Annotated in this window: 14 protein-coding genes; 9 read left to right on the top strand and 5 right to left on the bottom strand. The window is 70.9% G+C overall.

Features of this window, described 5'->3' with window-relative positions; genetic code table 11:
• The first annotated feature begins 64 nt into the window (after positions 1-64).
• Both G6045_RS32910 and G6045_RS32905 read left to right on the top strand, forming a co-directional pair.
• On the top strand, positions 65-1396 hold the full coding sequence (locus G6045_RS32910) for an amidohydrolase (protein WP_165335837.1): 1332 nt from the start codon (positions 65-67) through the stop codon (positions 1394-1396).
• Positions 1397-1458: 62 nt separating this feature from the next.
• Complete coding sequence (locus G6045_RS32905) at positions 1459-2118, top strand: TOPRIM nucleotidyl transferase/hydrolase domain-containing protein (protein ID WP_165335836.1); 660 nt, start codon at positions 1459-1461, stop codon at positions 2116-2118.
• 15 nt (positions 2119-2133) lie between these two features.
• Here G6045_RS32905 and G6045_RS32900 read toward each other — a convergent pair whose 3' ends face one another.
• Positions 2134-3012 (bottom strand): endonuclease/exonuclease/phosphatase family protein, encoded by an 879-nt coding sequence (locus G6045_RS32900; RefSeq protein WP_165335835.1) that lies wholly within the window; start codon positions 3010-3012, stop codon positions 2134-2136.
• Positions 3013-3384: 372 nt separating this feature from the next.
• On the opposite strand from G6045_RS32900, the gene G6045_RS32895 reads away from it, so the two are divergent.
• From G6045_RS32895 to G6045_RS32870, 6 genes are all read left to right on the top strand, one after another.
• Positions 3385-4887 (top strand): xanthine dehydrogenase small subunit, encoded by a 1503-nt coding sequence (locus tag G6045_RS32895; protein ID WP_165335839.1) that lies wholly within the window; start codon positions 3385-3387, stop codon positions 4885-4887.
• Positions 4884-7253, top strand: a complete 2370-nt coding sequence (gene xdhB / locus G6045_RS32890; RefSeq protein ID WP_165335834.1) for a xanthine dehydrogenase molybdopterin binding subunit — start codon at positions 4884-4886, stop codon at positions 7251-7253. Before G6045_RS32895 ends, xdhB begins: the two co-directional genes overlap by 4 nt.
• A gap of 1 nt (position 7254) precedes the next feature.
• Entirely contained in the window at positions 7255-8064 is an 810-nt protein-coding gene (gene xdhC / locus G6045_RS32885) for a xanthine dehydrogenase accessory protein XdhC (RefSeq protein ID WP_165335833.1), read from the top strand.
• Between the two features lie 106 nt (positions 8065-8170).
• Positions 8171-8980, top strand: a complete 810-nt coding sequence (locus G6045_RS32880) for a class I SAM-dependent methyltransferase (RefSeq protein ID WP_165335832.1) — start codon at positions 8171-8173, stop codon at positions 8978-8980.
• A 359-nt stretch (positions 8981-9339) separates the two neighbouring features.
• Positions 9340-10224 (top strand): MarR family transcriptional regulator, encoded by an 885-nt coding sequence (locus G6045_RS32875; RefSeq protein WP_165335831.1) that lies wholly within the window; start codon positions 9340-9342, stop codon positions 10222-10224.
• 85 nt (positions 10225-10309) lie between these two features.
• Positions 10310-10684 (top strand): roadblock/LC7 domain-containing protein, encoded by a 375-nt coding sequence (locus G6045_RS32870; protein WP_206344506.1) that lies wholly within the window; start codon positions 10310-10312, stop codon positions 10682-10684.
• An 82-nt stretch (positions 10685-10766) separates the two neighbouring features.
• Here the strand turns inward: G6045_RS32870 and G6045_RS32865 are convergent, their stop codons facing one another.
• The 4 genes from G6045_RS32865 to G6045_RS32850 form a co-directional block, all read right to left on the bottom strand.
• Positions 10767-11141 (bottom strand): hypothetical protein, encoded by a 375-nt coding sequence (locus G6045_RS32865; protein WP_165335830.1) that lies wholly within the window; start codon positions 11139-11141, stop codon positions 10767-10769.
• A gap of 50 nt (positions 11142-11191) precedes the next feature.
• A complete protein-coding gene (locus G6045_RS32860; protein WP_235968471.1) occupies positions 11192-11590 on the bottom strand; it encodes a roadblock/LC7 domain-containing protein in 399 nt (132 codons plus the stop codon).
• Between the two features lie 73 nt (positions 11591-11663).
• The gene (locus G6045_RS32855; RefSeq protein WP_165335828.1) at positions 11664-12479 is read right to left on the bottom strand and encodes a transcriptional regulator; all 816 of its coding nucleotides are present in this window, start codon (positions 12477-12479) and stop codon (positions 11664-11666) included.
• Positions 12476-12886 (bottom strand): hypothetical protein, encoded by a 411-nt coding sequence (locus G6045_RS32850; protein WP_165335827.1) that lies wholly within the window; start codon positions 12884-12886, stop codon positions 12476-12478. Before G6045_RS32850 ends, G6045_RS32855 begins: the two co-directional genes overlap by 4 nt.
• A gap of 457 nt (positions 12887-13343) precedes the next feature.
• Between G6045_RS32850 and G6045_RS32845 the strand changes: the two genes are divergently transcribed.
• On the top strand, positions 13344-14084 hold the full coding sequence (locus G6045_RS32845) for a class I SAM-dependent methyltransferase (RefSeq protein WP_328707987.1): 741 nt from the start codon (positions 13344-13346) through the stop codon (positions 14082-14084).
• Positions 14085-14438 lie beyond the last annotated feature (354 nt).

Below are 14438 nucleotides of genomic sequence, written 5' to 3'. Positions count from 1 at the left end.
CCGCCTGCCCCTGACCCCCGCTCGTCCCTGAACCCCCCGTGCACCTCTCGTCTCAAGGAGCCCGATGACCCCCTCGCCCACCTCCTCCGTCTCGCGTCGCAACGTCCTCGCGGGCGCCGCCGCACTCGCCGGGTCCGCCACGGTGGCCGGGGCCGCCGTACCGGCGCAGGCCGCCGAGCGCTCCGGTCGCCATGACGGACACGGCAGCCACGACGGCAAGGCCGTGGTCTTCCGCGACGTCCGGCCGTTCGGCACCGGAAAGGCCGTCGACCTCGTCGTCGAGAACGGCAAGATCTCCGACCGCCCCGCGCCGCGCGGCGCCAAGGTCGTCGAGGGCCGGGGCCGTGCCGTACTGCCCTCGCTGGTGGACGCGCACATCCACCCGGACAAGACGACCTGGGGCGGCTCGTGGGTCACGCGCAAGCCCGCGAGCGGGATAGCCGACTACGTCGCGCAGGACGTGGAGCTGTTCAACAGCCAGACCCGCTCCGTCGCCGAGCGCGCCTACGGTCTGATGAGTCACGCCGTGACCCGCGGCACCCGGGGCATGCGCGCCCACGCCGATGTCGCGCCCGCCTATGACCTCGCGGGCGTCGAAGGGCTCCAGGCCGCGCGCGAGCGCCTGAAGCACGCGCTCGACGTGCAGATCGTCGGCTTCCCGCAGCACGGAGTGATCCGTACCCCGGGCACCGTCGAACTCCTGGAGGAGGCCGCCCGTACCGGCGCCGTCGACTTCATCGGCGGCATCGACCCGGGCGGCTTCGACCAGGCGCCCGTGGCGCAGCTCGACGCGCTGTTCGGCATCGCGGACCGGCACGGCGTCGGCCTCGACATCCACCTCCACGACCGCGGCGAGAAGGGCCTCGCCGCACTGCGCGGCATCATCGAGCGCACCCGCTCCCTCTCCCTGCACGACAAGGTCACCGTCAGCCACGTCTTCTGTCTGCCGGAGCTCGACGACCGTGAACTGGGCGTGTTCGGCGAGCAGTTGGGCGAGCTCGGCATCTCCCTGACGACCGTGGCCCCGTCCGCCGACCTGGTGCTTCCCATCGCCAAGCTGCGGGAGTACGGAGTGCATGTCGGGCTCGGATCGGACGGCATCCGTGACTCGTGGAGTCCGTTCGGCAACGCGGACATGTTCGACCGCGCCCACAAGATGGGCTGGGTCACCGACGTACGACTCGACGACGAGCTGACCGACTGCTTCGACGCGGCCGCCCACGGCGGCGCGGACGTCATGGGTCTGGCACACGCCGACCTCGCCCCGGGCGCCCCGGCCGACTTCGTCGTGCTGCGCGCCGAGTGCGTCCCCCAGGTCGTCGTCGACGCCCCGGCCCGCGACCTCGTCGTGCACGGCGGCGTGATCGTGGCGCGGGACGGGGAGCTGGTCCGCTGACCCCCGGCCCGCGCTCGTAATTGCCTTGCTTTCCTCGGTGATCGCCCTGCGAGACTGACCCCATGGACGACATGGGGGAATTCCGCCGGGCGGTCACCGAGTGGGCCGCGCGCCGGGCGGGGGCCGCCCAGTCCGCAGTGGAGGCCGGGGAGTTGGCCGCCCGGATCGGCCTGCGCACGGTCGTCCTGGTCGAGGGGGACAGTGATCTGCGCGCCCTCGACACCCTCGCGGCCCGTCGCGGCAGGAACCTCGCAGCCGAGGCCGTCGCGGTCCTCCCCCTCGGGGGCGCGACGAACATCGGCCACTTCCTCTCCGTGTGCGGCCCGAAGGGTCTGGGCGTCACCCCGGTCGGCCTGTGCGACGTGGGCGAGATGGGTCACTTCCAACGGGCCCTGGAACGCGAAGGGTTCGGCACCGCGCGGACCCAGGAGGAACTGGAATTCCTCGGCTACTACCTCTGCGACGCGGATCTCGAGGACGAGCTGATCCGGGCGCTCGGACCCGCCGGCGTCGAGCGGGTCATCGCGTCCGAGGACGAGTTGCGGCCCTTCCGCACCTTCCAGAACCAGCCGTTCCAGCGCGAGCGGACCATAGAACAGCAGCTGCGCCGCTTCATGGGCACCCACAGCGGCCGCAAGGCGCAGTACGCACAGGCCATGGTGGAGTCGCTCGACCTCGACCGGACCCCGCGCCCGCTGGAGCGGCTGCTCGCGCGGGTGTAGAGGACTGCTGAGCTCCTACCCCGCGGTCCTTGTCGTGTGCGGCCGTGCCAGGTCCAGGTCGGCGTGCACCAGGTTGTGGTCCGAGTACTCGGAGAGGTGCACGCCCTGGTCGAGCGGTGCGATGCCCCGTACGAAGGTGTAGTCGAACTTGCTCATCCAGTCCGTGGTCGGCTCGCACGCGCCACCGCCGGCCGCGGACGGGTGGCACTGCGGATCCCCGTCCTCGGCCAGCGCCCACATCTCGCGCAGCTCGGGGGTGGTCGGCTCGGCGTTGAAGTCGCCGAGCACGATGGCGCGTTCGTGCGGCGCGACGGCCGCCGCGAGCACAGCGGCCTGCTGCGCCCGCACCTCCGCCTGCTGCCGCTGGGCGAGATGCGTGGCGAACACGCGCACCGGCTTGCCGTCCACTTCGGTGGTGACCGCCATGTAGCCGCGGTCCTCGGAACCGCCGTCGGGGTACTCCACCTGCTCGCTGTCCGTCATCGGCGCCGCGGACAGGACCGCCTGACCGTACCCTCCGGGGTTCCAGGGGACTCCGCCGCAGCGGTTCCAGCTGGTCAGGACCGACCCGTACTCGACGTGGTACACCAGCCCGTGCAGGTTCTCGAGGTGGTCCCGGATCGCCTCGACGTCCCGTACGCAGGCCTCCTGCAACGCGATGACCTGGGGCGCGAACTCGGCGATCTCGGCTGCGCGGCCGACGTTGAACCCGCTGTCGTTGCAGGGATTGCAGATGTTCCAGGTCATCACACGGTGCGGCACGACGTCCCGGACGGCGTCGGGAGGCAGCGGCTTGGTGGCGAGCGCACCACCGGGTGCGCTGGGTCCGACGAGCGCCACACACGTGACGACAACGGCTCCCGCGAGCCACCGCGCGCCTGTTCCGACCACCATCGCCTCCCCGAATCGGAGACACCCGTCTCCTCCTACGAGGTTATGCGACCGGTAGGACGTTTTGCGACGAGCCGGCCCTTGACCCATGCGGCCCACACCTACTACTTTCCGTTGCTCACTGACCTGTGAGCAACGGATAAGGAGGCGACCCGCGGATGAACACCTGCTCCGGTCTCGGTCGCCTCGCCCAGTGCTTCGGCTGGGTTCCGGGTCAGATCGCCCACGGCTGCTGACCAAGCCGTTCATTCCACCGCCCGGCATGGCGCGCACGCCTGCCGCCCGCGCCCGCTTCTCATGGACGGGCCGCTGTACGCCCACACCTCGTACGTGGCGCGTCCGCTCACAGATCACTCCCTGGAATTGGCGAACTCGATGATGCGACCGACCATCACGGTCAACGGGAAAGAAACACCGCTCGCACCGGCCGCGCCCCACACCACCGCGCTCGACTTCCTGCGCGAGCGCGGCCTCACCGGCACGAAGGAGGGCTGCGCGGAAGGCGAGTGCGGCGCCTGTTCGGTGCTCGTGGCCCGTCCCGGCGTGGAAAGGCCGACCGACTGGGTGGCGGTCAACGCCTGCCTGGTCCCGGCCGCGGCACTCGACGGCCAGGAGGTCATCACCTCCGAAGGCCTGGCGACCGTCGGCGCGGCCGGCACGGCGCCCGCCCTGCACCCGGTGCAGGAGGAGATGGCGGTCCGCGGCGGCTCCCAGTGCGGCTACTGCACCCCCGGATTCGTCTGCAGCATGGCCGCCGAGTACTACCGGCCCGACCGCTGCGAGCACTCCGCCGCAGAGGGCGACACCGCGCACTCCGCGAGCGAGGCCGACGCCGAGCACGGTCCGAACGGATTCGACCTGCACGCCCTGAGCGGCAACCTCTGCCGCTGCACCGGCTACCGTCCGATCCGCGACGCCGCGTACGCCGTCGGCGCACCCACTGACGCGGACCCGCTCGCGCAGCGCCGCGACCAGGCACCGCCCGTCGCGGTCGCCACCGCGTACACGCAGGACGACAAGGCTTTCGTACGGAAGAACACCCTGGCCGAGACCCTGCGGTTGCTGCGCGAGCGGCCGGACGCCGTGGTGGTCGCCGGTTCCACCGACTGGGGCGTGGAGGTGAACATCCGCTCCCGCAGGGCGGATTGCGTCATCGCCGTCGACCGGCTGCCCGAACTGCGCGAGCTGCGCATCGGATCCGACCGCATCGAGATCGGCGCGGCCCTTTCCCTCACCGAGATCGAGCGCAGGCTCGACGGTCGCGTCCCGCTGCTCGCCGAGCTGTTCCCGCAGTTCGCCTCGCGCCTGATCCGCAACGGCGCGACCCTCGGCGGCAACCTGGGGACGGGATCACCGATCGGCGACAGTCCGCCGGTGCTCCTCGCGCTGGAGGCGAGCCTGCTGCTCGCCGACGCCGACGGTGAGCGCGAGGTCCCGCTGGCCGACTACTTCACGGGCTACCGGCAGAGCGTGCGCCGCCCCGGTGAACTCATCCGTGCGGTCCGCATTCCGCTGCCGCAGGCGCCCGTCACGGGCTTCCACAAGATCGCCAAGCGGCGTTTCGACGATATCTCCAGCGTCGCGGCCGCCTTCGCCCTCGACATCGAGGACGGCGTCGTCCGCACGGCGCGTATCGGCCTCGGGGGAGTGGCCGCCACTCCGATCCGGGCGCTCGCCACCGAGGCGGTCCTGGAAGGCAGGCCGTGGTCTCCCGAGACCGTGGAGGCCGCCGCCCGCGTATTGCGGGGCGAGGGCACACCGATGGACGACCACCGGGCAAGCTCCCTGTACCGCAGCGCGATGCTCGGCCAGAGCCTGAAGAAGCTGTACGCACAGCACACCGGGGACGCACAGACCACCGAGGCGGTTTCCTCATGAGCCAGCTGTCCGAACGTCCCGAGAACTCCGTCGTCGGGGTCTCGATGCCGCACGAGAGCGCCTACCAGCACGTCACCGGCACCGCGCTCTACACCGACGACCTGGTACACCGCACCAAGGACGTGCTGCACGCGTATCCCGTACAGGTCATGAAGACCCACGGCCGGATCACCGCCCTGCGCACCTCGCGCGCCCTCGAAGTGCCGGGCGTCGTTCGGGTGTTGACCGGCGCTGACGTCCCCGGCGTCAACGACGCCGGTATGAAGCACGACGAACCGCTCTTCCCCGACGAGGTCATGTTCCACGGCCACGCCGTCGCCTGGGTGCTCGGCGAGACCCTGGAGGCGGCGCGGCTCGGCGCGGCGGCCGTCGAGGTGGAGCTCGACGAACTGCCCTCCGTGATCACGCTGGAGGAGGCCATCGCCACCGAGAGCTTCCACGGCGCGCGGCCCGTGATGGTGACCGGCGACGTCGACGCGGGCTTCGCGGACTCCGCGCACGTGTTCACCGGCGAGTTCCAGTTCTCCGACCAGGAGCACTTCTATCTGGAGACCCACGCAGCACTTGCCCAGGTGGACGAGTCCGGGCAGATCTTCGTGCAGAGCAGCACCCAACACCCCTCGGAGACCCAGGAGATCGTGGCGCACGTGCTCGGTCTGCACTCCCACGAGGTGACCGTGCAGTGCCTGCGGATGGGCGGCGGCTTCGGCGGCAAGGAGATGCAGCCGCACGGCTTCGCGGCCATCGCCGCGCTCGGCGCGAAGCTCACCGGGCGTCCGGTCCGGCTGCGCCTGAACCGCACCCAGGACCTCACCATGTCCGGCAAGCGGCACGGCTTCCACGCCCAGTGGAAGATCGGCTTCGATACGGAGGGGCGCATCCAGGCCTTGGACGCCACCCTGACCTCCGACGGCGGCTGGAGCCTCGACCTGTCCGAACCGGTCACGGCCCGCGCGCTCTGCCACATCGACAACACGTACTGGATCCCCCACGCCCGCGTCGCCGGCCGGATCGCCAAGACCAACAAGGTCTCCAACACCGCGTTCCGCGGCTTCGGCGGCCCCCAGGGCATGCTCGTGATCGAGGACATCATGGGCCGCTGCGCCCCGCTGCTCGGCCTCGACCCCACTCAGCTGCGCGAGCGGAACTTCTACCGGCCGGGCCAGGGCCAGACCACCCCGTACGGACAGCTCGTCACGCACCCCGAACGGATCATCGCGGTCTGGGACAAGGTCAAGGAAAACGCCGGTTTCGAGGAGCGCCGACGGGAGATCGCCGCGTTCAACTCCGCGCACCCGCACACCAAGCGGGGCCTGGCGATCACCGGCGTCAAGTTCGGCATCTCCTTCAACCTCACCGCCTTCAACCAGGGCGGCGCGCTGGTCCTGATCTACAAGGACGGCTCCGTCCTGATCAACCACGGCGGCACCGAGATGGGCCAGGGCCTGCACACCAAGATGCTGCAGGTGGCCGCGACCACGCTCGGCATCCCGCTGCACAAGGTCCGCCTCGCCCCGACACGTACCGACAAGGTGCCCAACACCTCGGCCACCGCGGCCAGTTCGGGCGCCGACCTGAACGGCGCGGCGGTGAAGAACGCCTGCGAGCAGCTGCGGGAGCGGCTCCTCCAGGTGGCTGCATCCCAGCTGGGGACGAACGCCTCGGACGTACGGATCGTCGAAGGCGTCGCCCGCACCCTGGGCAGCGACAAGGAGCTGGCCTGGGACGACCTGGTGCGCACCGCGTACTTCCAGCGGGTGCAGCTGTCGGCGGCCGGGTTCTACCGGACCGAGGGGCTGCACTGGGACGCGAAGGCGTTCCAGGGCTCGCCGTTCAAGTACTTCTCCTACGGCGCCGCGGCGGCCGAGGTCGAGGTGGACGGCTTCACCGGTGCGTACCGGATCCGGCGCGTGGACATCGTGCATGACGTCGGCGACAGCCTCTCGCCGATGATCGACATCGGTCAGGTCGAGGGCGGGTTCGTGCAGGGCGCCGGCTGGCTGACCCTGGAGGACATGCGCTGGGACGCCACGGACGGCCCCGGTCGCGGCCGGCTGCTGACCCAGGCGGCGAGCACATACAAGCTGCCGAGCTTCTCCGAGATGCCCGAGGAGTTCCACGTGACCCTCCTGGAGAACGCCACCGAAGAGGGTGCGGTCTACGGGTCCAAGGCGGTCGGCGAACCTCCGCTGATGCTGGCGTTCTCGGTCCGTGAGGCGCTGCGGCAGGCCGCCGCCGCGTTCGGCCCCGCCGGGGCCGAGGTGGAACTGGCCTCGCCCGCGACGCCGGAGGCCGTGTACTGGGCGATCGAGTCCGCCCGGCTCAGCGGGTCCCCGCTCGACGACGAAGTGCTGACCGGTGCCTGATATGACGTGGATCGCCGCGGTCACACGGTTGCGCGCACGCCGGGAGCCCGGCGTCCTCGTGACCGTGGCGACCGTGCGCGGCCACGCCCCGCGCGAGGCCGGCGCGAAGCTCGTGGTGGGGGAGCGCGGCGCCTGGGGCTCGATCGGCGGCGGCAACGTCGAGGCCGTATCGATCGACCGGGCAAGGGAGTTGATCGCCGCGGGCGCGGCGGAACCCGAGCTGATGGACTTCGCGCTCAACGACAAGGTCACCAACCGGCACGGAGTGCAGTGCTGCGGCGGCACCGTCCAGGTGCTGCTCGAACCGCTGCCGGTGGTACGGGCGGTGGCGGTGTTCGGCGTCGGCCATGTCGGCCTGGAACTGGCGCGCATCCTGGCCCGCCAGGACATCGACCTGCACCTGATCGACAGCCGCGCCGACCTGCTCGGCGAGGAACGGCTCGGCGTCCTGGCGGACTCGGTGGCACAGGTGCAGGTGCATCACACCCCGCTGCTGCCCGAGGAAGTGCTCGCGGAGCTGCCGCACGGCACCCATGTGCTGATCATGACCCATGATCATGCCGAGGACGCCGCGCTGTGCGACGCCGCCCTGCGGACCGGGCATCTCGGCTCCGTCGGCCTCATCGGCTCTGCGGCCAAGTGGGCCCGGTTCCGCAAGCGCCTGTCCACCGAAGGCGGTCACGACGACGCCGCCATCGACCGGATCAAGACCCCGATCGGCCTCGCCGACATCGGCGGCAAGGACCCGGCGACCATCGCCGTGAGCGTGGCGGCCGATCTGCTGCGCACCTTCGAGTCCACGGGCGGCTGACGCAAGTGAGCCCCGCGCGGCCGTCGTTGCGGCTGCGCGGGGCTCTCGTCGCCTACGCATTTCCGCTGATGTACGGGAAGTCCGACCGGTCCTAGTCTCAGCGCCCATGACCACCAAACTCCCCCTGGAGGGGATCAAGGCAAAACAGCAGAAGACGTGGGCCAGCGGCGACTACGGCGCCATCGCCGCGCTGATCCACCCCATGGCCGAACGGCTCGTCCAGTCGGCCGACCTGTCCCACGGCAACCGGGTCCTCGACGTGGCCTCCGGCACCGGCAACGCCGCCCTGGCGGCGGCCCGTTGCGGCTGCACCGTGACGGCCACCGACTACGTACCCGAGCTGCTCGAACGCGCCGCCGACCGCGCACGGGCCGAAGGGCTTCCGCTCACCGTCGAGGAAGCGGACGCCGAGGCGCTGCCGTATCCGGACGACACCTTCGACGCGGTGCTCTCGGTGGTCGGCGTGATGTTCGCACCGCACCAGGAGGCGGCCGCCGCGGAACTCGCCCGGGTCTGCCGTCCCGGCGGAAAGATCGTCCTTGCCAACTGGACGCCGGACGGGTTCATCGGGCGGCTCTTCAAGACCATCGGCCGCCATGTGCCGCCACCGCCGGGTATCCAGCCGCCGCCGCTGTGGGGCGACGAGAACCGGCTGCGCGAGCTCTTCGGCGACCGCGTCACCGAACTGGCCCTGACGCCAAGGGACATGGTGTTCCGGTTCGACTCGGCCGGGGGCTTCGCCGACCGCTTCAAGGACAAGTACGGGCCCACCCTGAAGGCGTTCGAGGCGCTCGGCGAGAACGGCAAGGCCCTCTACGAGGACATGGTGGCGCTGGCCGAGGAGTACAACACGGCCACCGACGGCACCCTGAAGGTGCCGGCCCGCTACGTCGAGGTCATCGCCGTCGCGGCGTGACGGTGCCCGCGGGGCCGGCCCGACCTGCCGCGCGGAAGCAGGGAACTGGCGCAGGGCACTCGCCCTGCGCCAGTTCCGTGCTCCGGCTCCGTCCGCGGCCGTGACGGGTCCGCCGACACCGGGGCGCGGAACTCGGTCGTAAGAGAACGTCGACGGGCAGGCGAATTCTCTTTCCATCACCTTGCGCCGACGCCTTTTGGGCAACGGCAATCCACTGATAGAAAGTTCCCTCCGGTATCGCCGACGGTGCCGTCGGTGAAAAACGCGCCGCACGGCGCCTGTCTTCCGGACGGTGCGGAGCGCCCGCATTCCTCCGGAGAATGCGATGCCGCCCGCCGGTTCACTTGGCAAGGGGAGCGATGACTGCCGCCCACGATGCATACGGCCCGGGCGCACTCGACGCTCTGGCCCGCGCACTGGGAACGTACGAGCGGGACCGGCTCACCGGCACCGTACGGGTGTCGGGCCGGCCCGGCGGTGTGCTCGGTCTGCGGCGCGGCCTGGTGCTGAGCGCCCGCAGTCCCGGCGCCCCCGATCTGGAGACCCGGCTGTTGCGCTCCGGTCGCGGGACCCAAGGCGGCATCGGAGCGGCCGAGCTGCGGATGCTGCATATGAGGGTGCTCTACGACGCCGTCTTCGCCATGGCCGTCGGCCAGGTGACCGGGTGCGCGGCCGAGCGGGTGCGCGCCGCGTCCGCGCCGCCCGGACCGGGGCACTTCCCGTCGGCTCTGGTGCGCGAAACCGCCCGCAGACTGGCCGCCCTCGAGCGCCTGCCCGGCGCCCTCGAGCGCCTGCCCGGCGCCGTCGCGCCCTGCCGGGAGCCGTTGCTCGCCGTCCCCATGGCCGCCGGCAGTGAAGCGTCCCGCCCCGGCGCCGGCCGGGAGATCCTCGCGCTGGCCGACGGCCGGCGCACGGCGCGGGACATCGCGTTCCGGACCGGCCGCGGGCTCTACACGACCACCGTCGAGGCCACCCTGCTGCTGGGCCGGGGGCTGATCATCGCGGTGCCCCCGGGCGGGATCACCTCGGGGCCCGGGCCGGCGGACCTGGCCGAGCCGCTGCTGCGCCGACTCCGGGACCGGGCCGGTGCCCGGCCGCCGGGACCCGCCGCCGCAGGGGACCTGCCGCGCCGCGTCCCGGGCGCGAGCGGCAGGACGAGAAAGCTCGCCGAGGAGAATTCCGCGGCGGGCCGGCAGGGCATTTACCGGCGTGCCGGAAGAATTGGCCTCGACGATCCAGGATGAGGAATTGGCCCCGGTGATCGAGGATTTGGCGCGTGCCGGAAAGAGACCGGAAACAACCCGCCGCAATGCAAGTGGGGTTCACTGCATGGATCAAAAGAAGCTGGCCGACGAGATGCGTCAGATAAGAGAGGAGCTGGCCGGAATCACCGATACGGCGGTGGCAGCCGTCGACGGACTGCTCATAGCGGCCGACACCGGCCGCAGGATCGACTCGGAAGGGCTCGCCGCCCTCGCCGCCGCGGGCCTGGGCCTGGCGCAGCGCACCGTGGCGGCGACCGAGCGCGGAGAGCTGCGCCGCATGGTGACCTACGGCAGTCAAGGCTGCGCCGCCGTGTACCCGGTGGGGGAGATCGCGCTCCTCGTGGTCCTCGGCGACGAGGGCCTGGATGTCGATCTGCTGCACGAGGAGTTCCCGCCGATCCTCGACAGGATCGCCGCCATCCTGACGGACGAGGCCTGAAGACAGCGCGGTGCGCGGGAGCACCGAGGGGCGGCGCCGCACCTGGAGTGCGGCACCGCCCTTGCTCGTCCGGTCACCTTGCTCAGACGTCCAGCTCGGCTTCGATGCGCTTGAGCTGATGGCGGGCCATCGCGAGGTTGGCCCGGTCCTTGTCCAGGGCCAGATAGAGGAACAGACCGCTGTTGTTACGGGACTTGAGCAGCCGGATCAGGTGGTACTGACCGCCCAGCGTGATCAGGATGTCCTCGATCTCGTCCTTGAGGCCGAGCATCTCCATGGTGCGCACCTTGGCGCGGACCACGTCGGTGTTGCCGGCCGCCGCGACGGACAGGTCGAGTTCCTTGTTGCCGCCGAGGGTGCCGAGCGCCATGCCGCTGCTGTAGTCGACCAGGGCTGCGCCCAGGGCGCCTTCGATCCCTGTCATCGCTTCCTTGAGGGCCGTCTCGGTGTTGATCATCGGAGCTGCACTTCCTTTGCGTCGGTTCGGGGTTCGGGGATTGGGTGCGTTCATGGGCAGGTGTTCTCCAGTCGTTCGGGCGCGCCGTCGAGGAGTGCGGCGATCCGCGCGCCGGACCAGCCGGCCTCGAGGCGGAGCCGGCCGATATTGGTGCTTGACTCGGTCGCGAGCATCAGGAGGGCCGAGTCGCCCGCCGTGCACGCGGCCAGCCAGCCGTCCGCACCGCGGATCAGGAACTCCCGCACACCGCCCAGCGCGGCTGCCTCGGCGACGCGACGTGCCGCCGTGAGGGCGTCGGCGGCACGAGTCCCGGCGCGCGGGGCGTCCCCGCCGCCGAAGTCCTCGGCCAGCACCTTTCCGTCGGAGCCGACGACAAGAGACCCGGTGAGCTGTGGCACGGCGGCGCGCAGCCGCCCCAGCTCACCCCTCAACTCGGCCTGTGCCGCCATCACTTGGTTCCTCTCGGCTCGGCGTCGCGAGATGCGTCTCATGGCGGCGCCCCGGACACGGGGAGTCGCGGATTCACAGGCAGGCCTCCAAGCCGTCGCGTACGCGCTGCAGCAGAGCGATGTCGGGCGCGGCGAAGCCGTCGGGGGCCCGGCTGCGCGCGGCGGGCGAGCGGCCCGTACGCGTGGGGGCGGTGGGCCGGCGCGCCGGCGGACGCGGTGGCTCCACCAGGCCCGCCACCGCGAGGCGGCGCACTTCGAGCAGCACGTGGAAGGCGGGGCGGCCGAGCGCTCGCGCCAGATCGGCCGGGGTGCGCTCCCCGTCGGCGAGGTCGAGCAGCTCCCGCAGCCGGACCGAAGGGGGACGGTCCGGCCGAGGTCTGCCGCGGACCACCGGGTGGTGGTCCATCGAGGGGCCGGGCCACAGGGAGTGCAGCAGCGCCCGGCGCCGGGACACCTCGGCAAGCACCCGGTCAGCGGGGACGGACAGGCCGAGCCCGCCCTCGGACGTCACTCCGTGCCGGAACCGGGCCGCACCGCCGCCCGGTGCCAGCGCGAAGTACGCCGCGTCGAACAAGGCGGTGAGCCGGCACAGTTCGAGTGCGCCGTCGGCGAGCTGACCGTCCTTGACCAGATGGTCGGCCGCCCGACGGCTGTCCCCGCCGCAGCGTTCGAGAGCTTCGTCCCAATCGGCCTTCGCCAACCGTCCGCTGCCGACGACGAGTTGACCGAGTGCCGTGGCCGCCTCGCTCTCCGCGTGCACCACCCGGCCGTCGACCAGATACAGCAGACCGGTCGAGCGCTCGAGCACACCGCCGGCCCGTTCCTCCGCCAGACGCCGGAGCATCGAGGTGCGGGAGGGCAGCTCGGATGTGTCGGCGACCGGGGTCATGGCGCCTCCGTCGCCGTGTACGGCTGCGCCAACTCCTCGGCCAGGGCCTGGAGGCGGCGTCGTGCCAGCGCGAGGTTGCCCGCCTCACGGTCGAGCCAGAGGTGGACGAAGAGGCCTCCTTCCAATGCGTCCGCGACGAAGCGGATCAGGTGGTACGCCGAGCCGGTGGTGACGATGACGTCCTCGACCTGCGGAGCGTCACCGCCGTCGTGACCGGCGCCGAACACGGCCGACTCCCGGACGATCCGCGCCAGTTCCGCGGTGTCACCCGCGGTCGCATCGATGCCTGCCGGCCAGGCCTCACCCGCCGAGTCCAGAGCGAAGCCACAGGTCCAGTCCACGATGGTGGCCCCACGCGCACCGGGCACGCTGATGGCCTCAAGGAGTGTCATGTCGATCCCTGGCACCCTCGCCCCCCTCCCCGCACCGGCGACCGGTGCTGCAGTGTGCCTGCGTGACGAGGAGGCTAGGCCCGAAGAGGTGTCCGAAGGGGCCAGTGGCACATTCCAAATGAATTTGCCAAACCACGACAGCGGACTGGTCACTAGCGTTCGATTCGGGACCGATTTTCGGCGAACAGTAGGCCGATATTCCGGTTCCGGCCAGGGGTGAAGCGGCCGGCATGGTTGCCCGGGCGTGAACCTGCGCTCCCGCGCGTCCGTCGCGCGCCCCCGTCGGCGGCGGCACGCCGTGCCGTAGGGCAAGTGCCTCGGACATGCGCCTGATGCACCTCATTCGTCACTGTGGCACCACGCGTATCCAGGACCGCCCGCCGACCGGGTCGGCGGTTCTATGCTTCGGGCGCTGAGCGGAAACGACCTGGGGGGCCGCCCGCCACGGGCGGCGGGGAGGGGATTGTCAGTGGTGAAGTCGGGGGTCAGGCGGCTCTTACGCCGTGCCGGATTCGACATCGTGCGCAGTACCGACAACCGGGGCGGGGTCGACGACTTCATCCCTTTCGAGGCGACCATGCGGGCCGCGCGGGCGGCCGGTCTGTCCGTCGGTGACTACATCGACGAGGTGATGAACGGGACGCCCGGCGCCACCGAGTCCACCATCGGTGAACTGCGGGCGCTCGGGGTCTTCGAGGCCGGCCCGGACGCGGTCCTCGAGATCGGCCCGGGGTCCGGGCGCTATCTGGAGAAGACGCTCAAGGAGTGCGCGCCGGGTCGCTATGAGATCTACGAGACGGCGGCTCCCTGGGCCGAGTATCTGGTCGAGACCTTCGGCGTGGTGGCCCGGCCGACCGAGGGGTTCGCGCTCGCCGCGACGCCCGACGGCAGCATCGACCTGGTGCTCGCCCACAAGGTCTTCAACACCCTGACGTTTCTCGGGACTTCACGCTATTTCTTCGAGATGGCCCGGGTCACGCGACCGGGTGGCCGAATCGTTTTCGATGTGATGACCGAAACCTGTCTGGACCCGGACACGATGCGCGCCTGGGCGACGCAGGGCGGCGCCGGACACGACTCCTATCCGGCCGCCATGCCGCGCCGGACCTGCGTGGACCTCTTCGCGACCCTCGGCTGCACTCTGGAGGCCGGCTTCCTCGCCCCCATGGGCGTCGCCTCCACCGAGGTGCTTGTCTTCGCAAAGACAGCTTGACCCTGGTCGTAAGGCGTCTCTACATGGTCCCGGCATGTACACGCGGGTGGCGATCGATGTAACGAGCTTCAAATGTTCAGCACAAATTACACACATCCCCTCTTCAGGGGAGCTCCAATGGTCTAGATTGACGCTTCACATGCCGGGACACGAGGCGACAAATCGTGATCTATAGGTCTGGCGCCATGGTGGTGAGGCTCTGGGTGCGGGGAGCACCCCAATCCACCTCGGTCTACGCGTGTTGTTTCCAGCACCTCTGAAGGCAGGCGGATTGTTCGCGGGAGGTTGGGGCCTCCCGGCAAGACAGAGCGGCGCTGTACGGGGGGCGGGGGCCGCCCGAGGGGAGCAACAGGG

This window comes from Streptomyces mesophilus (assembly GCF_011044995.1).
Lineage (GTDB): Bacteria > Actinomycetota > Actinomycetes > Streptomycetales > Streptomycetaceae > Streptomyces > Streptomyces mesophilus.
Note: the sequence above shows the minus strand (reverse complement) of the source record. Positions and strands in the feature narration are given on the sequence as shown.

Coding starts and splice junctions, on each gene's coding strand:
- G6045_RS32910 (WP_165335837.1), top strand. CDS start 65: ATGACCCCCTCGCCCACCTCCTCCGTCTCGCGTCGCAACGTCCTCGCG.
- G6045_RS32905 (WP_165335836.1), top strand. CDS start 1,459: ATGGACGACATGGGGGAATTCCGCCGGGCGGTCACCGAGTGGGCCGCG.
- G6045_RS32900 (WP_165335835.1), bottom strand. CDS start 3,012: ATGGTGGTCGGAACAGGCGCGCGGTGGCTCGCGGGAGCCGTTGTCGTC.
- G6045_RS32895 (WP_165335839.1), top strand. CDS start 3,385: ATGATGCGACCGACCATCACGGTCAACGGGAAAGAAACACCGCTCGCA.
- xdhB (WP_165335834.1), top strand. CDS start 4,884: ATGAGCCAGCTGTCCGAACGTCCCGAGAACTCCGTCGTCGGGGTCTCG.
- xdhC (WP_165335833.1), top strand. CDS start 7,255: ATGACGTGGATCGCCGCGGTCACACGGTTGCGCGCACGCCGGGAGCCC.
- G6045_RS32880 (WP_165335832.1), top strand. CDS start 8,171: ATGACCACCAAACTCCCCCTGGAGGGGATCAAGGCAAAACAGCAGAAG.
- G6045_RS32875 (WP_165335831.1), top strand. CDS start 9,340: ATGACTGCCGCCCACGATGCATACGGCCCGGGCGCACTCGACGCTCTG.
- G6045_RS32870 (WP_206344506.1), top strand. CDS start 10,310: ATGGATCAAAAGAAGCTGGCCGACGAGATGCGTCAGATAAGAGAGGAG.
- G6045_RS32865 (WP_165335830.1), bottom strand. CDS start 11,141: ATGATCAACACCGAGACGGCCCTCAAGGAAGCGATGACAGGGATCGAA.
- G6045_RS32860 (WP_235968471.1), bottom strand. CDS start 11,590: ATGGCGGCACAGGCCGAGTTGAGGGGTGAGCTGGGGCGGCTGCGCGCC.
- G6045_RS32855 (WP_165335828.1), bottom strand. CDS start 12,479: ATGACCCCGGTCGCCGACACATCCGAGCTGCCCTCCCGCACCTCGATG.